The following is an 18,819-nucleotide window of genomic DNA, read 5'->3' on the forward strand; positions in this document are numbered from 1 at the left end:
GCCGCCGATTATTGCCGAACGTCACCTAGTCGCACTTGGTCGTCCAGGCCGCGCTGATCCGGCTCACAATTTGTGGCGCGCGCCACAAGTGCCCAAAACCGTTGGCGAACATCTCATTTGTCCTCGGCTCACAATGCGCCTCACTGACATTTCGGGCATATGACGTTCATGTCGATCGTGTAAATCGCTGCCCAATGGCGTCACGTGTGGCTGCGCGCCAAGCACTAAAGGCGTGTGACCGCATATTTGTTCGCTGTGCCTGAAGGAGTGAGTGCATGACGGCGGCTTTTTGGATGGCTGTACCGCCTAAGGTGCATTCGGCTTTGTTGAGTGCGGGTCCGGGGCCGGGGCCGTTGCAGGAGGCTGCAACGGCGTGGGCGTCGTTGAGTGTTGAGTATGCGTCGGTGGCCGAGGACCTTGCTGGTGTTCTTGGCGGGGTGCAGGCTCAGGCGTGGCAAGGGCCGAGCGCGGCCAGCTATGTGGCGGCTCATCTGCCTTATGCGGCGTGGCTGACCAAGGCCAGTGCCGACTATGCGGTGATGGCTGCTGAGCAAGAGGTGGTTGCTGCGGAATATGTTGCGGCACTGGCGGCGATGCCTACCTTGGCGGAGCTGGCCATCAACCATGCCGCTCACGCGGTGTTGCTTGGGACGAACTTCTTCGGGATCAACACCATTCCGATTGCGCTTAATGAGGCCGACTATGCGCGGATGTGGGTCCAGGCGGCCACGGTGATGAGTGTCTATCAGGCGGGCTCGACTGCGGCGCTGGCTGCCGCGCCGCGCGGCGTGCCGGCCCCGGTGGTGCTCAAAGCCGGTGCGGCGGAGGGTGTTTCTGCGGCCGCTCTGCCCGCCGCGCCGGCCGACGGCCCGTCCATCCTGTGGATCCTGGTTCAGATCATTCTGATATTGCTCGAGATCCTGTATGCCATCGTCGCCTACACGATCATCTTGGCCTTTGTCCTGCCTTTTCTGATCCTTGTGGAGGCGTTTGTCTTCACGATTCTGGGGCTCATGTTCTCGATCTTCGTGGGGTTCCTGGGGCTGCTATTCGGGCCCCCGCTTCTTACGATCGCCGCGCCATTGCTCCTCAACGGCGCTGTGATCGGGTTGTCGACGGGGGTGCCGGTCTCATTGGCGACGGCATTGCCGATTGGCATTCCCGCGTACCTGGCGGACCAGTCGCGCAGGGGTGAGTTGGGCGATGCCGGCCAGGACCAGGTGGTGTTCGTGGGCGCGCGCGGGGGGATGGCGCCGTCGTTGGCGGAGTCAACCGCGCCGGCGCCGGCGGCGGGACTGGCCTCGGCTGGATCGGCGGTGCCGGCAAGCAACCCGGCTTCGGCGGTGGCTTCTGAGCGGGGTGCCGACATGTCGAATTTTGCCGGCACCTCCGCCAAAGGGTCTACTGTGCGCCCGGCGGGGTTGATGATGTTGGGCGGCAGCGAGTTTGAGGGCGGCTTGCGGGAGCCGATGCTGCCGGCGACCTGGTAACCAGGCGTAACGCGACTCTCACGTGGGCGTGGCCTGTGGGGTACGCAACACGCCGAAGTCCTGAAAAGTCAAAACAATGTCTTGGAATGTCAAGAGACGGTCGCCGTGTTGCGGCACCGTAGGTGGCGTGGGCATCCGCCGTCACGGCGCTGTCCTGACGATGACCGGTCGTGGTGTCGCTGTGGCGGCACCACGGGCACGGCTGAACTGGCTACGACGGGCTGATGCCTCGCTACGGGCCGAGGAATGCGAGGAGTGGATGGTGCAGGCGAGGCCGCCGGGCGGCGCATTGTTGCTCTCGGCGGAGTCACGACGGCGGAATGTATGGAATGCACTGTGCTGTAGGTCTATTGAAGTTCAGTTTCTTGGGCTCGCATTCCGTGCGAGACGCGGTGGAAAGCAATCGAATTTCGTTGATGAGTCAGAAGGGGGAAGGTAGTGGTATTGCGGGTAGTTCCTGAAGGTCTGGTCGCGACCAGCGCGGCCGTGGAGGCGTTGACCGCTCGGCTGGCAGCTGCCAATGCTGCATTGGCGCCGCTGATTACTGCGGTGGTACCGCCGGCGGCTGATCCGGTGTCGCTGGAGGCGGCGATCGGGTTCAGCGCGCACGGTGTCGAGCATGTCGCCGTCACTACGGAAGGCATTGAGGAACTAGGCCGTTCCGGTGTTGGTGTGGGTGAATCGGGTCTGAGCTATGCCAGTGGTGACGCCGCTGCAGCGTTGACCTATGGGTTGTTCATGTGAGCTACTCGAGATGACGTCGCCCATTTGGATGGCTGCTCCGCCTGAAGTGCATTCAGCGTTGCTGAGCAGCGGCCCCGGGCTCGGACCGCTGCAGGCGGCCGCGGCCGCCTGGGCGGGCCTCGGCGAGAAGTTCGCGCTGGCGGCGGTTGACATCAGCTTTGTGCTTGGTGAAGTCAGCTGGCAATGGGAAGGCGCAGGCGCGGAAAGCTATGTAGCCGAAAACATTCGGTATAAGGCATGGCTGGCCGAGGCGGCCCTGGTGTGTGCCGAAGCTGCCGCAGCTCTTGAGGCCGCCGCAGCGGCATACAGCGGCGCGTTGGCCGAGATGCCAACGTTGACGGAGTTGGCCGAAAACCACACCGTGCACGAGGTGTTGGTCGCAATGAACTTCTTTGGCGTCAACGTGGCTCCCATCGCTCTAAACGAAGCCGACTATGTGCGGATGTGGATTCAGGCCGCTAGCGTGATGGGCGTGTATCAGGCCTGCTCGACCGCTGCGTTGGCGGCAGTGCCGCCAGCGGCTCCGGCGCCGGTGCTGGTGAATCCCGGTATCGACGCGCCAGCCGTCGCGGTCAGCCACTTGGACATGCTTGCTGACAACGACGACTCGGGACACGCCGGATTCGGAAGCTTCATCGACACGGCATCCGTGCTCTCGGACGCCTCCTACTCAACCGCTTTCGGATCCATGTTCGATCAATCGAGCATCGGTGTGGATTGCGTTACCGTTGATGCCCATCACATCGGTGCTGCGTACTACGTCCACTATTGGCAGTACCAGTTTCTGCCGCAGTTCGGTGCTCTGCTCAACGAAAACCCCTCCCTAGCGGTCGGTCTCCTGTCCATGGTTCAGGCCGCCGCGGCCGGTGCTGTGGCGCCGGCCACCATCTCGCTGGCGGTGGGAGCCGGGGCTTCGTTGTCGGCCAGTTTGCCGCTGGCAATCACCCAGCATCTCGGAGACGTGCCGATTTCCGTTGGGGATCAAGGGTCTTACCGTGATGTGCTGCGCGGGCCGGATGAGGTGTCGGGGGTGGGCCAGGCTGCGCGGCCTTCATCGGTACACGACACTTCCGGCGTAGAGCCGATGCCGCTCGAGACCGGCAGCCAGCACGCGGGCACGTCGGGCTTTGCCGGAACTACTGTCAGCAAGGCGGTGGTGCAACCGGCCGGGCTGGCGCTCTTCGGCGGTGATGAATACGGGCGCGGTGCAGCCAGTCCGCTGTTGCCCAGTCTCTGGCAAACAAACTGTTTCGCCCCGGTGGGCGAGAACAGGATGGTGGAGCTGGCGTTGTCATAGGTAGTACGCCGAAACATATCGATAGAAAGGACATTTATGAGTCTGTTGGATGCCCACATCGGCCAGTTGGTGGCCTCGCAGTCGGCGTTTGCCAGCAAAGTCGGGCTGATGCGTCACACCATCGGTCAGGCGGAGCAATCGGCGCTGTCGGCGCAGGCCTTCCACATCGGCGAGTCCGCGACGGCCTTTCAGGCCGCGCATGCCCGCTTTGTGGAGGCCGCCGGAAAAGTTAACACCCTGCTGGACGTGGCGCAGGCAAACCTCGGGGATGCCGCGGGCACGTATGTGGCTACCGATGCCGCCGCCGCATCGAGCTATCCCGGCTTCTGAGTTTCCCAACACGTTGCCTCGAGGAAAGGATCCATATGTCACAGATCATGTACAACTACCCGGCGATGCCGGCTCATGCCGGCGACATGTCGGGCTATGCCGGCTCGCTGCACGGCCTGGGTGCTGATATCGCCGCCGAGCAGGCCGCGCTGTCCAATGCCTGGCAGGGCGATACCGGTGTGACCTACCAGGGTTGGCAGACCCAGTGGAATCAGGCCATGGAGGACTTGGTGCGCGCCTATCAGTCGATGGCAAGCACCCATGAATCCAATACCCTGGCCATGAGCGCTCGTGACCAAGCCGAAGCGGCTAAATGGGGCGCCTAGTGCGCTCGTCGGTAAAGTTCGCCGGCCTAGGCCGGCACGTACGTCGGAATATGCTCTAGCAGTTAGTGATTGCCGGACGGTCGGCAGCATCGATCACCAGCGCGGTGGTTTCGCGGCCAGCGCGCTGTGGATGGTGCTGTCGGGACCGGCTCAGCTTGGCCTTTGGGTTACTTGCGTTGTGAGACGCCCTCCCAAAACTGTTGGTGAACAGAGCTTCTCTCGCCTTGACGGCGCTGTCTCGGTGCAATGCCCGACATCGAACAGGACAACGTCTGGAATGTTTCAGGGATGTGATCGGCGGTTCGGATACGTAGATCACAGTGCATTTTCGTCACGTTTCGCTTCTCGCCAAGCACTAAACGGCTGCAACCCAGAAATATTCGCCTTGCGAGAAGGAGAATCCGAATGACCGACGTGCTTGCGATCGACGCCGAGGGGCTCGACCGGCTGTCCTGTGGCGCCAAGGCGGACCCCAGCGCGGGTAAGAAGACGCTCAAGGCCAAGACAGTGTGTGAAGCCGGCTTTCGCAACATGACCTACGTGCGGGACCTGGCGCCGGTGCTCGTCGGCGAACCGCCGTCGCTGCTCGGCTATGACTCGGCACCAAACCCCTCCGAGACCACGCTGGCCGCCTTGGGGTCATGTATCTCGGTGGGCCGGCTGGCCAACGCGACCCACCGTGGCGTCGCCTTGACCAAAATCGAGGTCGAGATGGAAGCCGACATCGACATCTCCGCCGTGTGGGGCGTAGGTGACACCCCGGCCGACAAGCTCCTTGGTTTCACTGCGGTACGGTGCAAAGTCAGCCTCGCCGGCGATGCCGACGAAGCGACGCTCAACGAGATCCACGACAACGCGATCGCGTGGTCGCCCGTGGTGAATACCTTCCGCCGGCCGGCAACTGTCTACTCGACACTGAAGATCGGCTAGGCGGTTCGTCATGAGCCATAACGCGAGCAGGTCGTGCCCGGCCGCGGAACTATTCCACCCCGGCTCCGTACGGGTCGAGCATCGTCGCGGGCCCCTCGGTGATCGGGTGATCTTTCGCGGCAGGTTTTTTCTCGGCTACCCCTGCAACAGCACTGAACAGGAGGTCCCGCTGTGACCGCAACCGTGGATGCCGCGACTGATTTGCTGCATTCGGAGCTGCTAGCTGAAATTCGCGCTCATGCCAGTGCGTTGGACCGCGGGGACGGAACCGCACGTCGGAGCTTTCCGGGCCTTGGCGCTGTCGGAGTGCTCGGGCTGGGCGCACCGGGTAACTCCGACGGGTGCCTGCCCCAGATGGCGGAGGCGATCTCCGTCATCTCGGGGGAGTGTATGAGCACCGGATTTAGTGTCTGGGCCAGTCGCATGGCTGTTGAGTACCTGCTCACCGCCGCAACGGAATACAGCCTCGCCGTCGTCGGCCCCCTGCTAGCCGGCGCTGCACTGGGGATTAGCGGCATGGCAGCAGCATTCAAAGAGGCGGCCGGTTGTGGCGACCTGGAGCTGACCGCCAGACCGGTCACGGGCGGCTACCAGCTCAGTGGGTCGATCCGGTGGGCCAGCAACCTCTACCAGGACTCTGTGTTGGTGACGGCGGCACGCACCGAGCGAGGCGAGAAGCTGATCGTGGCTCTGCCGTTGGCCACCCCAGGCGTTGCCGTCGGGGATCACTTCGAGCTGTTGGCGATGGGCAGCACGGCGTCGTCGCAGCTGGAACTTCAGGATGTGTACGTCGCGTCGGAACAAGTTCTGTCCACCGACTGCGGGGGATTCCTCGACGCGGTCCGCCCGACATTCTTGGTGCTGCAGTCGGCCATGTGCATCGGCCTGGCCAGAACCGCATTGGCGCAGAGCAGGATCGCTCTGGCCGGGGTGAACTCGGTCTATGCTCCCGATCTCGACCTCATCGCGGAACGGCTTGCCCTGGCCGAGTCCACGTTGTCCGGTGCGGCCGCGTCGGTCGGCACACAGCGGCCTGCGGGCCGGCGCGAGTTGCTCTCGCTGCGACTCAGTTCCGCGAAGATCGCCTGTGCTAGTGCTGACCTGGAGATACGAGTGGCCGGAGGCAAAGGCTATGCGAGTAGGACGCCGACGAACCGCCGCTACCGTGAGGCTGCCTTCCTTCCGGTGCAGTCGCCATCTGAGGCCCAGCTGCGCTGGGAACTGGATAGATGCCGTTGAGTGACCGTGTGGGTCAACGATGACCCCGACCGCGGTACCCCCCGAGCCCACATCCGAGCACATGGTCGGCGGCATCCCGCTGGCCAGCTTGGTTCGGGACTACCACAGGCAGATGGTGAATTTCGCTCGCACCATGGTGAGTTCGCCGACGATAGCCGAAGAAGCGGTACAGGAAGCGTGGGTGCAGGTCATCCAGTCTTCGGACTCCTTCGAGGGGCGATCGTCGGTGGCAACCTGGCTATTCGGCATCGTTAAGAACACCGCATCGCGGTACCGGCGCCGCGACTCACGGATCCGTGCGCACGAGGTGCTGGCCACCGAAGAAATCGATCCGCTCTCTGGGCGCATGCATCCCGCCGGCCATCCGGATGCCGGGCACTGGAGCGTGCCGCCGTCGAGGCGGTTCATCCCAGAAGATCAAACTGTGGCGGAGGAAACCGTCGGTTTCGTAAGGGCGGCGCTGGATGCGCTGCCACCACGCCAGCGACGACTGGTCATCCTGCGCGATCTGTTAGGGATATCTGCCGAGGAGGCAGCCCATACTCTTGAGCTGTCCGCCGAAGCGCAACGCGCTTTGCTTTACCGGGGGCGAGGAAACCTTCGCGCCGAACTGGAGAAGCGCTACCAACGATGACCGTCTACGACAACACAGTTCCTGCGATTGACTGCGTCGAGTTCGTCCACCTCGTTGATGACCTGGTTGATGCGGATCCGCAGCAGTGGGGAGCGATCGTGGAAAAACACCTGCAGGACTGTCCTCCGTGTCTGGTCTACCTGCAACAAATGCTCGATCTGAAGATCCTGCTCAACGTCGCCTTCGACGGGGAGAAGCTCAGCAACGAGCAGATCGCGGGGGTCATCAACGCGATCAACGCGTTTCGCGCCAGCGAGCAGTGAGGTGTTCGCGGGTCAGCCTGGGCGGCGATGTGGGGTCCATGGACTCTGCTGCTCAACGCGGTCTGTCGTATACGGTCAGGTCGGGACTCAAACCAGGGCGATCTGGTGCCGGGATCCCGGTTGGCCTATCGCTCGCCAGGTACCTGGGCCCGACGCGAGGAGTATGGAATGTCGAGTGGTGCAAAGAAAGATGGAATTTTGGTCGCTGTTGACGGCTCCGCGCAGTCGGATGCCGCGGTAGCCTGGGCCGCCCGCGAGGCGGGTCTTCATCGCACACCCATCACCTTGATGCACGGGGTGGCCCCCGTGGTCGTCGGTTGGCCTGTTGGCCAGCTGTATGCGGAAATGCCTGATTGGCAGCGGGACGAAGCCAACAGCGTGATGGAGCGGGCCCGTAAGGTCCTCTCGGAGGCGCTGGGTGATTCGGAGTCGCCAGACGTGCGCACAGAGGTCGTCTATTCCAATGTGGTGGCCGCGCTTATCGAAGCCTCAACGCAGGCCTCGATGGTGGTAGTGGGCAGCCAGGGGATGGGCGCACTGGGCCGCATGCTGTTGGGCTCGGTCTGCTCGGCGCTGCTTCACCATGCCCATTGTCCGGTCGCGGTGGTTCACTCCGATAGCGGCGCGGCTCCGGACCCAGGCGCGGCCGTGGTCGTGGGTATCGATGGATCACCGGCCGCGGAAGCCGCCACCGCTATGGCGTTCGAAGAGGCGTCCCGCCGGGGCGTGGACTTGGTAGCCCTGCATGCATGGAGCGACGTTGGCGTGTTTCCCATCCTCGGTATGGATTGGCGCGAGCGTGAGAGTCAAGGAGAGGAGATCCTGGCTGAGCGCCTGGCGGGCTGGCAGGAGCAGTACCCCGATGTGCACGTCAAGCGTTCGTTGGTCTGCGACAAGCCCGCGCATTGGCTGCTCGAGGAAGCTCAGCACGCACAGTTGGTGATCGTGGGAAATCGGGGCCGCGGAGGGTTCCCCGGCATGCTCCTGGGTTCGGTCAGCTCGACGGTGGCCCACTCGGCGAAAGTTCCGGTGATCGTCGTTCGTCCCGCCTAGTGGCAGCCGCCCGACAAAGGTCTTTGGTCCCTGCTCGTCAGGCCTTTCGATAGACGCGGGTATCGCCAGGCGTTTAGTAACTTGTGGCCATGACCTATGTGATCGGCCGAGAATGCGTGGACGTCGCCGAAAAGTCGTGTACTCAGGAATGCCCTGTTGATTGCATCTATGAGGGCGCTCGCACGATGTACATCAACCCCGATGAGTGCGTTGATTGTGGTGCCTGCAAGACGACCTGCCGGGTGGGCGCGATCTACTGGGAAGAGGACCTTCCGGACGAGCAGCGACAACACCTCGCCGACAATGCGGCTTTTTTCCGCGAGATCCTGCCGGGCCGCGACGCACCGCTCGGCTCGCCGGGCGGTGCGGATACAGTGGGGCGCATCGGTGTCGACACACCTTTGATCGCTGCCATGCCGCCAAGCGGCTTGTAATCGGAGGAGCACGGACATGTCCACACTCGGAAAGCGTCTCGGCGTTGTCGTTGGAGTCGACGGTTCACCGGCATCGAATGCCGCCGTTTGCTGGGCAGCCCGGGACGCGGCGATGCGGAATCTGCTACTGACCGTGGTCCACGTGGTCAACACCGATGTGGCGACGTGGCCGCCGATGCCTTATCCCGATACCTGGGCCGTGTGGCAGGAAGACGAGGGGCGCAAGGTCATTGCCGGTGCGGTCAAGATCGCCGAGGAGTCGGTGGCGGGGGACCGCGAGCTCACCATCAAAAGTGAGATCGTCTTCTCCTTGCCGGTACCGACCATGGTCGAGATGTCCGCCGAGGCAGAACTGATGGTCGTGGGCAGCTCTGGGCACGGAGCGCTGGCCCGGGTGCTACTGGGTTCGGTCAGCTCGAGCCTGGTGCGACGTGCCAGCTGTCCAGTGGCGGTCATTCGCGACGAAGATCCGATGATCCCGGATCCGCTGCATGCGCCGGTCCTGGTGGGGATCGACGGCTCCCCGGCTTCGGAGCTGGCTACCGCGGTCGCGTTCGATGAGGCATCACGCCGCGGCGTCGAGCTGATCGCGGTGCACGCGTGGAGTGACCAGGATGTGGTCGAACTACCGGGCCTGAACTGGTCGACGATGGAAGCCGAAGCCCGGCTGAGCCTCGCTGAGCGGCTGGCAGGCTGGGAGGAACGCTATCCCGATGTGACCGTCCGGCGGGTGGTCGTATGCGACAAACCCGCTCATCAGCTGGTCGAAATGTCGCAAACCGTTCAACTGGTGGTTGTCGGCAGTCACGGCCGTGGCGGCATCACCGGTGTGCTGCTCGGCTCGGTGAGCAACGCGGTCGTGCATGCCGTGCGGATGCCGGTGATAGTGGCGCGGTCATCGTGATTCGGTTTCGCTACATCCGATGACGGCGCCGATTTCAGCGGGCTCCGCCGTGCAGGCGATGAATCAACGCCATTTCATGATCTGACCAAATACCTTTTCGCGCTTCGGTAGTCGCCTCGGCGGCCGGATCGCGTACCCCGCGCAGTCGCATGCAATCGTGTCTGGCGGTGATGATGCACATGGCTCCGGAGGGGTTGAGCCTGCGCATTATTCCGTCCACCGCTTGCTGTCCGATGCGCTCTTGTACCTGCAGCCGTGCGGCGTAACCGTCCACCAGCCGGGCCAGTTTGGACAAGCCGACGATGCGCTGGCCCGGATGCGGGCGGTAGGCGATCGTGGCGGTGCCGGTGAACGGCAAGAGATGGTGTGCGCAGGTGGAGGAGAACGAAATGCCGTGCATGACGATCAGTCCCGGGTCATCGGGAGCGGGAAAGTCGGTAGCGAGCTGGTCCTCCGGTACCTCGTGATATCCCCACAACATCTCTCTCCACGCTCGTGCGACGCGCGCGGGCGTCCCGGCGGTGTGCTCTCCGTCGTCCACGCCCAGTGCGTCGAGTAACTGCTGGACGGCGCATTCGACGGCCAGGTCTGGGTTGTTGTCGTACCACGCCGGTGAATTCATCGGGCGCCGGCCCGAATGCGGGTAGCCCGAATTCGGGTGGTAGGACGCCGCCCCGTACGCGACGCCGTCATTTGTCATTTGCCAGGCGCTGGGCCGCAACGGCGGCATCTGGTAGCGCCCCTGGTGGGGTGCCGATGGCATGGCGCTTATCCCACCGCCCGAATCATCTGGCAGGCGGCGATGGTCACGATGTTCACGTTGGAACCCTCTTGCTTGCGGGGGTGTCAGCCAAGAGCGCGCGACTTGGTCACTGCTCCACTGTCATGGTGCCGCCGCGGCGCGCCGTTGTCTGTCGGCTGATCAGTCATGAATGGGGGTGAAAGAGATGTCCCCCGATTGAGGGAAGCGGGCCAGGTACTCGCGGATACCTTCCAGATGCTTGCCGCCAAGCGATACGCCGACAGCCCCGTGTCATCAGCTAAAACCCAAAGCGTGCAAGTAATTTGGCGACTAAGCGCTGCTGTTGTGTGGCGTCCAACTGCGGATGTGTCTGGGCGAAGCGCGGCTGTTGTCAACTCCGGCAAGGTTTAGCGTCCGGCGGGACGGCCGCGCTTCGCCCAGTAGTGGATCAGGCTTCTATCACCTCAGGATGCGCATCGTTTTCGCTGATGGTTTTGTCGCCAGCACCTCTGGTGATCGAAATCTTACGCGGCTTGGCCTTTTCGGCCACCGGGATCTGCAGCTTCAGCACACCTTCCGTGTAGGAGGCCGCGATCCTGGCGGTGTCGAGGTTCTCGCCAAGTACTAGCTGGCGGCTGAATACTCCACGGGGTCGTTCGCTGGCCAGCATCTCTCGATTCGGGTCCACGGCCGGCCGTTCGGCGCGAACGGTCACCACATTGCGTTCGATGTCGATGTCCAGGGAGTCGGCGTCTATGCCCGGCAGATCGAACTCGACGACGAATTTGTCACCCTCTCGCCACGCGTCCATCGGCATTACCGCTGGTCGGGCCGACGTGCCAAGCACTTGCTGGGCGAAGCGGTCCAGGTCGCGGAACGGGTCGGTACGCATCAACATTGCGGCCACCTCTCACTCCAATCCTGTAATTGGTAGTCCAATTTATCTATGTCAGACGACATAGATAAATGTATAACACTATCGGTAGCACAGCGCAAGTGTGATAGACAGGTTTTCTGCGCGAGGGGTAGTCGAGGAGGTGGCCATGGCCGATCGTCTCGGCCACGCCGGAGGGCCGGCCCCCGATGTCGGCGTGTACGGCATCTCGGTGACGGCGGAGCTTTCGGGTATCGCGGTGCAGTCGCTTCGTCTGTATGAGCGCCATGGGCTGGTGACCCCCGCGCGTAGCGAAGGTGGTACCCGCCGTTACAGTGCCGATGATCTGGTCCGGCTGCAGCGCGTCAGCGTCCTCATCGAGGCCGGCATCAATCTGGCCGGAATCTCACGCATTCTCAACCTCGAAGACGACAATGCCGCTCTGGCTGCGGCGAATTGCGACCTGCTGGCCAGCAATCGCTCCCTGCGCGATGCCGCGAGGGCGGCCGTGAGATTGATGAACCATGGGCGGTCCGCCGAGAACGGTGAGGGCGGCGACACTTCTTGACAGGTCCGCGCAATGCGGTCGAAAACCGTTTAGCTGCAGTCCATTACCTAGACTCGCGCGCTGTGGGGCCGGTATCGTGACCCGTTTGCAAGCCGATGGGCCCAGTCCGCCATTCGGACTGAGCCCATCGGAGGGTGCTGACTACTGATTGGCCTTCTGGCGCTCTTCGGCGACGTCGGCGCCGCGGCGAGCAGCTTCTGCCTCGGCTTCCTTCTTGGCCGCGTCACGCTGAGCGTCGGCCTTGTCCTGCTGGGCCTGACCCTCGCGCTTGACGTCATCGCGACCGGTCACGGCTCCAAAGACTTCCTTTGCCTTGCCCTTGGCGCCTTCAACGACGCCCTCGACAGCTTCTTGGGGGCCACTCTTGTCCGCCATGGATTCCTCCTTGATGCTTGTTGTCAAACGGCTACCGCGCAGTTCGATCGGTGCGCTCAGCCAGCAGAGTCCGGAGCACTAGCGCGTCTTCTTCACGTCTGGATCCGGAATTCCCCTGCACGAAGAGGGGTTTCCAGAAGGCATCAGGCTCAAACGTGTGGCCTGAGTCACCTCGAGCGGCCCAGGAAGTCACCCGCGGCTGGTTGGGCCGTGGTCAGCTGGGGCGCGGTGGAGCCGACCCGCGCCGCAGATGCAGGAGCGGAAACGGCCGCCCGTCGCCATCGGTTTCCGAGCGCCCGAACGTCACGAAACCGTGGCGATGATAGAAGCCGACGGCTTGCGGATTCTGCTCGTTCACATCGACCAACAGGTCCGGAATTGCGGCCAACGCAGCGCGCAGCAAGGCAGAACCGGCGCCGCGTCCGCGAAACTGCTGATCAATAAACAGCATTTCCAACTTCCCGTCGGCGATTCCGGAGAACCCCACCGGTAAATTCTCGGCGACCGCGACCGTCAGCGCAACCAGTCCCAGGTACTCATTGGCCAGCTTCGTCTCGTAGAAGCCGATATCGTCGGCGGTCAAGAAGTGGTGAGTCGCCTCGACCGCGCCGCGCCAGATTTGCACCAGCGCAGGCCATTCAGCCTGCCCACGACACGGCCGCAGCAAAAACTCGTTGGGCGCATTCATCCGACCAGGCTAGGTCAGCCGCGGCTCGTGCCTAACAGCGCGGGTCCGGCGGTGGACATCGGCACTAACTGGCTTGCAGCGCCCGGTCGGCCCATGAGCACGGGGCGACCGTGTCACGTGCTGCCCGCATCACCGTCCGGTCCGGCCGCACCAGCACCGCCTTGACTCCGCCGCGGCGCAGCCAATCGGCAAGGCTACTCGCGGGCGGGGTGACCACCACCAACACATCGCGCCGGCGCAAGAGCAGTTTCTGGGCCTCGCCCAGTGACGTCGAGGTGATGACGGCAAACCGCGTCCCGATCACAGCGTCGAGTCGTTGGCCTTCGGGCAGTAGTGGATTAGGGCATAGCGAGCCGGCGAGCTGTCGTGATCGGCCGAGCCGATGTGTCTTGTGCACCAACGCCGAAGCATGCAGTGCGGGCGTGGTCGAGTCGCTGATCTTGTCGCGCAGGCCGGGAACGAAACGGACTCGGGGTAGTAGGGCGCGGCGAACAACGTTGCCCAACCGGCCGCCGCCGGTCATGAACTGACCGATGGCCAGCGCCAGTCGGATCAGCTGGCGGGTGTGCGGTTTGCGTTCCTGCTGGTAGGTGTCAAGGGCATCTGCGGTCAGAGTGCCGCATCGGACGGCGGCAATCTTCCAACTGAGGTTCATCGCGTCGCGCAGTCCGGCTCCGATGCCCTGGCCGATGAACGGGGGAGTGAGGTGCGCTGCGTCCCCCAGGATGAAGATTTTGCCGCGGCGCCACTGGTCGGCGATTTGAGCGCGGAACGTGTATTCGGCGACGCGCAACAGGGTGAGGTCTCCCTCCGCGATGTCGGTAGTCCACGGTGCGATCAGCGGACGCAACGCGCTTATCGAGTTGAAATCCTCGGTACGTTCACCCGGGCGTAGCTGAAACTCCCACCGATAGCGAGATTGCCCGATGCGCATGTAGGTGGCGGCGCGAAACGGATCGCACACTTGGTACACGCCGTCCCACTGCGCCAGGTCGCACTCGGTGGCCACATCCACGACCAGCCAGCGTTGCTGGAAGTTCAGATCCGCCATCGTGGATCCGATGTGGCTGCGGACCATGCTGTTGGCGCCGTCGCAGCCCAGTACGTATTCGGCGTCGACATGGTGGACCCTGCCGTCGGATCGATCGGTAAACGTAACGCGCAGCAGTTCGTTGGTATCGCAGATCTCGATGACCTCCGCGCCGCCACGCAATTGCGCGTGTGCGTAGCGCTTGAGGTTTGCCCGCAGCAAGGTCTCCAACTCCGGCTGGTCGAACATGTTGGCTTGCGGGAAGCCATGGAGGCTGCGTACGGGGTTGCGATGGAATTCGGTGAGCACGTTGAATCGGTTGTCGAGCAGCCGCAAACCCTGCGTCGGCCGAGAGATTGCCGCAAATTCGTCGGCGATGCCCAGACGAGCGATCACCCGGTAGATTTCGTCGTCGAGGTGTACGGCCCGGGGCTGTGGGTACACGTCGGTCCAACGTTCCAGAACCATGGATTCGACGCCGTATTGGGCCAGTAAGGTCGCGGCGGTGATGCCGGTTGGCCCGGCGCCGACGATGACGACAGGTACCTGCCGGATCGTCTGGAATGGCTTGTCACTCACGCGTATCGCACAGCGGTGTGTTGGGTTCCGAGGTCGATGAGACCATCGTCGGTGCGCACCGAGGCTTCGACGATGTCACCGTCTTGAACGTATTTCGGGTTGCTGGCCTGACGCTTGAAGAACGCTTTCCATTTGAGGGCCGGCGGCAACAGGTTTCCGATGATCTCGACCGGCTTGGGCGGCGCGCTGAGTGCGGTGCCCACCGGCGTGCCGGTGAGCACCAAGTCGCTGGGCGCGAGTTCCTGAAACTGGTTGAGTGATTGCAGGGCCTGCAGGGGCCGGTACAGCATGTCGCCCTCGACAAGGCTGTTCTGTCGCTCGTCACCATTCACGCGCAGTCGCAGTCGCAGTCGCAGTCGCAGCTCGCCGAAGCGCCGGAGTTCGTCGGCGTCGAGCAACACAAGCTGCGGTCCGATTGGTGTGAAGGTCGGGTAGGACTTGGCTTCATAGAATTGTGTCTGCGGAAGCTGAATGTCGCGTGCCGACACATCGTTGGCGACGACCAAGCCGGCGATGAAGTCGGCCAGATTCGCATCGGAGAGATTGGTTCCCAAGGGAATTGCCCGACCGATCACCAGCCCTATCTCCACCTCATAGTCGAGGAGTTGGACGTGTGCGGGCTTGACGATGTCGTCAAACGGGCCGGTGATCGATGCCGACGCTTTGCGGAAGAAGGTCAACGGAACCGCGGTCGGGTCCATCCCCGCATCCTTGACGTGCGATTCGAAATTGGTCATCTGAGCCACGACCCGGCAGGGTCGGGTCACCGGTGAGATCAGCTGGAGGCCGTCGATGGGTGTACGGTCGCCGCTGTTTGCAGCCAGGTCGATCGCGGCCCGGTCGGTAAGCAACTCGGCGGTGGTAACCGCGGCGGTGGCCACCTGCGCGGCTCCACTCGCGGTCTTTACCCACCAGCCGTCGGCGGTGTGCAGTACGGATATGGTCATAGGGAGGGAACTTTCAGTAGGCCGATGAGGCGGTTGAAGTCGAACTCATTGGTTGCCCGCAATGCGGTGATCATCGAAACTAGCTCGTGGCGAGCGGATTTCGGGCCGGTTCCGAGAAAGTCTTTGGTCGCCGGCGGCCCCCACTGGGCCATGCCTGAAGCGGTCAACGGGGCCCAGCCGGGTTCGAGGCTGTTGTCGAACATGTCGCCATCGGTGAAGTGTTCGACAAGGAAGCCGTCGGGATCGCGCCAGTAGTCGAAGATCTGACTGCCTTGAATATGTCTGCCGATGCCCCACGAGCGAAAGTAGCCGCGCTCCTTGAGGTATTCGCCACCGGCGGCGAGGGCGTCGAGGTCACTTACCTGATAGGCCGAGTGCAGGTAGCGGTTGGCCGGACCCAGTGCCATCGCCAAGGTGTGGTGATCTGCCGGTGTCGAGCCGCGATCGCAGCGGATGAAGCTCATGGTGGGGCCGCGGTCGCGCTGACCGGGGAAGAACTGGAAGTCGCTGACGATCATCCCCAAGTGGTCCAGGTACCAGTTCAGCGCTTCGGCGTACCTGGTGGACTGCACCACCACATGGCCTAGCCGCTGTATCCGGGCGGGTACCCGCGGGGGGCGCTGGGGAAGGTTGGCGCGTGACAGATCATGTCCGAAATTCAGAACGCTTGGTTGCTGCGTTGGAAGCGTGGGCAGTTCATCCATGCCCGCAACCACGCGTACCGCCATTCCACTGGGGTCGACCAGATCGACCGTAAGCCCGCCGATGGTCTCCGGCAGCGGTCGTGCGGTTGCCCCGCATTTATCGGCAAGACGCAGGACGTCGACCTCATCGCAGGCCCGGTAGGCCACGCCGGCGAATCGGGTCCGTGGCGCACGGCGCACGATCACACAGGCCGCGCCCGCATCGGTGCCACGCAACCGAAGCTCGTCGGGGCTGCGCCATGCGGCCTGTAGGCCGAAGGCGCGCGCGAACGCCTCGGTACGAACCAGATCCGGCTTCTCGAACTCGAGCCACGCCAGGTCGACAACTTTGATGATCGGATTACCGGACCTGCCGGGGTGTTCGTCAGGCCGGGCGCCCTGTTCGCTGTGCATGTCCTGATGTACGCCCTTCTTCAGGTCACCGCCGATGTCGACCATCGCGTCCACCGCCACTTCCTTGGTCACTAACTGACGAAATCGTCACATACGAGGCGCCACTCGGTCAACATTTCTGACGAAATCATCACAAGTGATGCATACTGCTTTGGTGACGACATCGGATCGGGGCGCGCCCGCCCAGGCGAACCGCTCGGAGCGGCGTAAGCGGCGCACCCGCACGGCCCTTCTCAGGGCTGCGCAACGATTGATCGCCGAAGGCAAACTCAATGTGCCGGTGCTGGAAATCACCCAAGCTGCCGACGTCGGCATGGGCTCGTTCTACAACCACTTCGATAGCAAGGAGCAGTTGTTCGAGGCCGCTGTCGCCGATGTGCTGGACGCACACGGGGCGCTGCTGGACCGGTGTACCGCGTCGATCGAAGACCCCGCCGAAACGTTTGCTGCCAGTTTTCGGCTGACTGGCAGACTCTTCCGGCGCCGCCCGCAAGAGAGCGAGATCCTGTTGGCCAATGGCGCGGCCCTGCTGTCCTCGGACCGGGGACTGGCTCCTCGGGCCCTGCGTGACATCAAGGCCGCTTCCGATGCGGGTCGGTTTCGGGTAGAGGACCCGGAACTAGCGCTGGCCATGGCCGGCGGGGCGCTGCTGGGCCTGGGCACCTTGTTGCGGGCCGACCCGCAACGGGACGGCTGTGCGGCCGCCGACGCGGTGACCGAAGACCTATTGCGCTTATTCGGACTCGATGCCGAGCAGGCTCGCGCCATCTGTCGACGCCCACTGCCGGACCTGGACGGCTGGGATCAACCCGACTCGGCCGCGTGATGACCGCCCTGGGGCGGCGTGTTTGCCGCTTTTCGCGCAGGTAGCCCTAGTGTTGGCCGACGGCGTGGGTCCGCGGACGATTTCGCGTATCCGTCGACCACAGGGCCGCACAACTCGGGCACTGCAGGTGCAACTCGGTCGCGCGATTGCTCAGTAGATATTGCCAATGGGTGCCGCAGTTGCGGCCGCTACGGCAGTCCTGGTATGTGTCGCGGCCCCACGGGCAGCGTGGGCACGGTAGCCAAGCCCGTCGGGAGGCATCGGCGTGTGGATCGATGGGCAGCATGGGCGTGCAACCAGCCTTTCTGTCGCTGGAAGTTAGGGTAGGCTACCCATATGACCAGCGCAACCCGAATGGCTTGCCGGCCGCCTGGCCGGTGGCTTGGTTCTCGTCAGAGTCGCTGTCGCACAGCGCTTTACGGGCAGAGTTAGCCGGGCGTCGGCGGCGATCGTCGCGCAATCATGACCGGAACATGGGTCAGTAGCACCACCGCGGCGCTGACCGAACCGAACAGCATTGCGGCAAATCCGCCGCTGCCATGGCTGCCGATCACCACCAGCTGGGCTTGCGTCGAGCTGTCGACAAGCTCAGGTGCGGCGTTGTTGCGCGCGATGATGCGGTGAACGGCGACGTCGGGGTACCTCTCGGTCCAGCCGGCCAGTCGCTCGGCCACGATCTGGTCCTCTCGGGAACGCAGCGTCCGCCAGCCCGGACCGGGAAAGCCGACGATCGGATCAAACACATTCGGCGGTTGCCACGTGTGCACCACGGTCAGATCGACCTTGCGACGTGAGGCCTCGTCGAATGCGAGCGCGATCGCCAGTTCCGAAGTCGGGGAGCCATCGATGCCGACCAGTACCGTGGACCGCTCCCTGTCGGGATTCAAGTCGACGTCATCGTGGATGACGACCACGGGACAGTGCGAGTGATAGATGAGGCCGGCGCTCACCGAGCCCAGGTGGCGTCCCCGCAGGGTGCCGGTACCGAGGTATCCGACCACCAGCAAGTCGGCGTTTTTGGACATGTCGACCAACGCAGACACCGCCGTCCCGCTGGGCATTTCCAGGTTGATCTGGTTCGGGCCGCGCTGACAGCTTTCGTTGGCGATCTGCAGGGCCTCGTCGAGCAGTTGTTGGCCGCGTTCTCGCAGTTTGCCGGTGTGTTGCGGAGCTAACGAGGAACTCAGCCGGGTCCCCGCGGTGGTGGGCAGCACATGAGCCAAAGTCAGTGCAACGTTGCGCAACTCGGCGTCGCGCGCAGCCCAGCGGATCGCGATCTTGGAACCGGGCGAACCGTCGACGCCGACCACAATCCCGGGATGTTTGCCGAACCTGGACATTGGTTTGCCTCGTTCCCCCTGCCCTTGGATGCTATCGGTGCGCCGTGGGGTTGGCGGGCGAATCAGTGACTGTGGTTGCCGTCGCGGGTTTCCGGCACGGCCGGTCCTT

General features: G+C 63.6%; 22 protein-coding genes. 14 read left to right on the forward strand and 8 right to left on the reverse strand.

The window, feature by feature from the left end; translation table 11 throughout:
• Positions 1-275: 275 nt before the first annotated feature.
• From MMSP_RS14635 to MMSP_RS14690, 12 genes are all read left to right on the forward strand, one after another.
• Positions 276-1,490 (forward strand): PPE family protein, encoded by a 1,215-nt coding sequence (locus tag MMSP_RS14635; RefSeq protein ID WP_020787254.1) that lies wholly within the window; start codon positions 276-278, stop codon positions 1,488-1,490.
• Positions 1,491-1,928: 438 nt separating this feature from the next.
• Positions 1,929-2,234 carry a PE family protein gene (locus MMSP_RS14640; protein ID WP_011740247.1) on the forward strand — a complete coding sequence of 102 codons (306 nt, stop codon included), beginning with the start codon at positions 1,929-1,931 and terminating at the stop codon, positions 2,232-2,234.
• Positions 2,235-2,244: 10 nt separating this feature from the next.
• On the forward strand, positions 2,245-3,531 hold the full coding sequence (locus MMSP_RS14645; RefSeq protein ID WP_020787255.1) for a PPE family protein: 1,287 nt from the start codon (positions 2,245-2,247) through the stop codon (positions 3,529-3,531).
• A gap of 36 nt (positions 3,532-3,567) precedes the next feature.
• Entirely contained in the window at positions 3,568-3,861 is a 294-nt protein-coding gene (esxG, locus tag MMSP_RS14650; RefSeq protein WP_020787256.1) for a type VII secretion system protein EsxG, read from the forward strand.
• Between the two features lie 35 nt (positions 3,862-3,896).
• Positions 3,897-4,187 (forward strand): WXG100 family type VII secretion target, encoded by a 291-nt coding sequence (locus MMSP_RS14655; protein ID WP_015355730.1) that lies wholly within the window; start codon positions 3,897-3,899, stop codon positions 4,185-4,187.
• A gap of 405 nt (positions 4,188-4,592) precedes the next feature.
• Positions 4,593-5,117 (forward strand): OsmC family protein, encoded by a 525-nt coding sequence (locus tag MMSP_RS14660; protein WP_020787257.1) that lies wholly within the window; start codon positions 4,593-4,595, stop codon positions 5,115-5,117.
• A 171-nt stretch (positions 5,118-5,288) separates the two neighbouring features.
• Positions 5,289-6,356: an acyl-CoA dehydrogenase family protein gene (locus MMSP_RS14665; protein WP_020787258.1), complete on the forward strand. Its 1,068-nt coding sequence runs from the start codon at positions 5,289-5,291 to the stop codon at positions 6,354-6,356.
• Positions 6,357-6,375: 19 nt separating this feature from the next.
• Entirely contained in the window at positions 6,376-6,990 is a 615-nt protein-coding gene (locus MMSP_RS14670; protein WP_020725466.1) for an RNA polymerase sigma factor, read from the forward strand.
• Positions 6,987-7,253 carry a hypothetical protein gene (locus MMSP_RS14675; RefSeq protein ID WP_015355734.1) on the forward strand — a complete coding sequence of 89 codons (267 nt, stop codon included), beginning with the start codon at positions 6,987-6,989 and terminating at the stop codon, positions 7,251-7,253. The genes MMSP_RS14670 and MMSP_RS14675 overlap by 4 nt, the downstream gene beginning before the upstream one ends.
• Before the next feature lie 168 nt (positions 7,254-7,421).
• Positions 7,422-8,306, forward strand: coding sequence for a universal stress protein (locus MMSP_RS14680; RefSeq protein WP_020787259.1), 885 nt, complete (start codon positions 7,422-7,424; stop codon positions 8,304-8,306).
• A gap of 89 nt (positions 8,307-8,395) precedes the next feature.
• Complete coding sequence (fdxA, locus tag MMSP_RS14685) at positions 8,396-8,740, forward strand: ferredoxin (protein ID WP_036427288.1); 345 nt, start codon at positions 8,396-8,398, stop codon at positions 8,738-8,740.
• A 16-nt stretch (positions 8,741-8,756) separates the two neighbouring features.
• Positions 8,757-9,644 carry a universal stress protein gene (locus MMSP_RS14690; RefSeq protein ID WP_015355735.1) on the forward strand — a complete coding sequence of 296 codons (888 nt, stop codon included), beginning with the start codon at positions 8,757-8,759 and terminating at the stop codon, positions 9,642-9,644.
• A 34-nt stretch (positions 9,645-9,678) separates the two neighbouring features.
• Here MMSP_RS14690 and folE read toward each other — a convergent pair whose 3' ends face one another.
• Entirely contained in the window at positions 9,679-10,407 is a 729-nt protein-coding gene (gene folE / locus MMSP_RS14695; RefSeq protein ID WP_015355736.1) for a GTP cyclohydrolase I, read from the reverse strand.
• 427 nt (positions 10,408-10,834) lie between these two features.
• Positions 10,835-11,284 (reverse strand): Hsp20/alpha crystallin family protein, encoded by a 450-nt coding sequence (locus MMSP_RS14700; RefSeq protein WP_036426536.1) that lies wholly within the window; start codon positions 11,282-11,284, stop codon positions 10,835-10,837.
• Positions 11,285-11,429: 145 nt separating this feature from the next.
• Here MMSP_RS14700 and MMSP_RS14705 point away from each other — a divergent pair, with 145 nt between their 5' ends.
• Complete coding sequence (locus MMSP_RS14705; protein ID WP_020787262.1) at positions 11,430-11,828, forward strand: MerR family transcriptional regulator; 399 nt, start codon at positions 11,430-11,432, stop codon at positions 11,826-11,828.
• Between the two features lie 141 nt (positions 11,829-11,969).
• Here the strand turns inward: MMSP_RS14705 and MMSP_RS14710 are convergent, their stop codons facing one another.
• The 5 genes from MMSP_RS14710 to MMSP_RS14730 all read right to left on the reverse strand — a co-directional run bounded on the left by MMSP_RS14710 (position 11,970) and on the right by MMSP_RS14730 (position 16,616).
• On the reverse strand, positions 11,970-12,203 hold the full coding sequence (locus tag MMSP_RS14710) for a CsbD family protein (RefSeq protein WP_012394683.1): 234 nt from the start codon (positions 12,201-12,203) through the stop codon (positions 11,970-11,972).
• A gap of 214 nt (positions 12,204-12,417) precedes the next feature.
• Positions 12,418-12,891, reverse strand: a complete 474-nt coding sequence (locus MMSP_RS14715) for an acetyltransferase (protein WP_020787263.1) — start codon at positions 12,889-12,891, stop codon at positions 12,418-12,420.
• 64 nt (positions 12,892-12,955) lie between these two features.
• Positions 12,956-14,500 carry a bifunctional 3-(3-hydroxy-phenyl)propionate/3-hydroxycinnamic acid hydroxylase gene (locus tag MMSP_RS14720; protein ID WP_020787264.1) on the reverse strand — a complete coding sequence of 515 codons (1,545 nt, stop codon included), beginning with the start codon at positions 14,498-14,500 and terminating at the stop codon, positions 12,956-12,958.
• Entirely contained in the window at positions 14,497-15,447 is a 951-nt protein-coding gene (locus MMSP_RS14725) for a fumarylacetoacetate hydrolase family protein (RefSeq protein ID WP_020787265.1), read from the reverse strand. The genes MMSP_RS14720 and MMSP_RS14725 overlap by 4 nt, the downstream gene beginning before the upstream one ends.
• Positions 15,444-16,616 (reverse strand): VOC family protein, encoded by a 1,173-nt coding sequence (locus MMSP_RS14730; RefSeq protein ID WP_020787266.1) that lies wholly within the window; start codon positions 16,614-16,616, stop codon positions 15,444-15,446. The genes MMSP_RS14725 and MMSP_RS14730 overlap by 4 nt, the downstream gene beginning before the upstream one ends.
• A gap of 67 nt (positions 16,617-16,683) precedes the next feature.
• Between MMSP_RS14730 and MMSP_RS14735 the strand changes: the two genes are divergently transcribed.
• A complete protein-coding gene (locus tag MMSP_RS14735; protein ID WP_081435712.1) occupies positions 16,684-17,370 on the forward strand; it encodes a TetR/AcrR family transcriptional regulator in 687 nt (228 codons plus the stop codon).
• 428 nt (positions 17,371-17,798) lie between these two features.
• Here the strand turns inward: MMSP_RS14735 and MMSP_RS14740 are convergent, their stop codons facing one another.
• The gene (locus MMSP_RS14740; RefSeq protein ID WP_020725455.1) at positions 17,799-18,710 is read right to left on the reverse strand and encodes a universal stress protein; all 912 of its coding nucleotides are present in this window, start codon (positions 18,708-18,710) and stop codon (positions 17,799-17,801) included.
• Between the last annotated feature and the right edge of the window lie 109 nt (positions 18,711-18,819).

Origin of the sequence: Mycobacterium sp. 012931 (assembly GCF_000419295.1) — a bacterium.
Lineage (GTDB): Bacteria > Actinomycetota > Actinomycetes > Mycobacteriales > Mycobacteriaceae > Mycobacterium > Mycobacterium marinum.

What these genes read in the sequence shown, in the direction of transcription:
- MMSP_RS14635 (WP_020787254.1), top strand. Translation starts at nt 276, where the DNA reads ATGACGGCGGCTTTTTGGATGGCTGTACCGCCTAAGGTGCATTCGGCT.
- MMSP_RS14645 (WP_020787255.1), top strand. Translation starts at nt 2,245, where the DNA reads ATGACGTCGCCCATTTGGATGGCTGCTCCGCCTGAAGTGCATTCAGCG.
- esxG (WP_020787256.1), top strand. Translation starts at nt 3,568, where the DNA reads ATGAGTCTGTTGGATGCCCACATCGGCCAGTTGGTGGCCTCGCAGTCG.
- MMSP_RS14655 (WP_015355730.1), top strand. Translation starts at nt 3,897, where the DNA reads ATGTCACAGATCATGTACAACTACCCGGCGATGCCGGCTCATGCCGGC.
- MMSP_RS14660 (WP_020787257.1), top strand. Translation starts at nt 4,593, where the DNA reads ATGACCGACGTGCTTGCGATCGACGCCGAGGGGCTCGACCGGCTGTCC.
- MMSP_RS14670 (WP_020725466.1), top strand. Translation starts at nt 6,376, where the DNA reads ATGACCCCGACCGCGGTACCCCCCGAGCCCACATCCGAGCACATGGTC.
- MMSP_RS14675 (WP_015355734.1), top strand. Translation starts at nt 6,987, where the DNA reads ATGACCGTCTACGACAACACAGTTCCTGCGATTGACTGCGTCGAGTTC.
- MMSP_RS14680 (WP_020787259.1), top strand. Translation starts at nt 7,422, where the DNA reads ATGTCGAGTGGTGCAAAGAAAGATGGAATTTTGGTCGCTGTTGACGGC.
- fdxA (WP_036427288.1), top strand. Translation starts at nt 8,396, where the DNA reads ATGACCTATGTGATCGGCCGAGAATGCGTGGACGTCGCCGAAAAGTCG.
- MMSP_RS14690 (WP_015355735.1), top strand. Translation starts at nt 8,757, where the DNA reads ATGTCCACACTCGGAAAGCGTCTCGGCGTTGTCGTTGGAGTCGACGGT.
- folE (WP_015355736.1), bottom strand. Translation starts at nt 10,407, where the DNA reads ATGCCATCGGCACCCCACCAGGGGCGCTACCAGATGCCGCCGTTGCGG.
- MMSP_RS14700 (WP_036426536.1), bottom strand. Translation starts at nt 11,284, where the DNA reads ATGTTGATGCGTACCGACCCGTTCCGCGACCTGGACCGCTTCGCCCAG.
- MMSP_RS14705 (WP_020787262.1), top strand. Translation starts at nt 11,430, where the DNA reads ATGGCCGATCGTCTCGGCCACGCCGGAGGGCCGGCCCCCGATGTCGGC.
- MMSP_RS14710 (WP_012394683.1), bottom strand. Translation starts at nt 12,203, where the DNA reads ATGGCGGACAAGAGTGGCCCCCAAGAAGCTGTCGAGGGCGTCGTTGAA.
- MMSP_RS14715 (WP_020787263.1), bottom strand. Translation starts at nt 12,891, where the DNA reads ATGAATGCGCCCAACGAGTTTTTGCTGCGGCCGTGTCGTGGGCAGGCT.
- MMSP_RS14725 (WP_020787265.1), bottom strand. Translation starts at nt 15,447, where the DNA reads ATGACCATATCCGTACTGCACACCGCCGACGGCTGGTGGGTAAAGACC.
- MMSP_RS14735 (WP_081435712.1), top strand. Translation starts at nt 16,684, where the DNA reads ATGCATACTGCTTTGGTGACGACATCGGATCGGGGCGCGCCCGCCCAG.
- MMSP_RS14740 (WP_020725455.1), bottom strand. Translation starts at nt 18,710, where the DNA reads ATGTCCAGGTTCGGCAAACATCCCGGGATTGTGGTCGGCGTCGACGGT.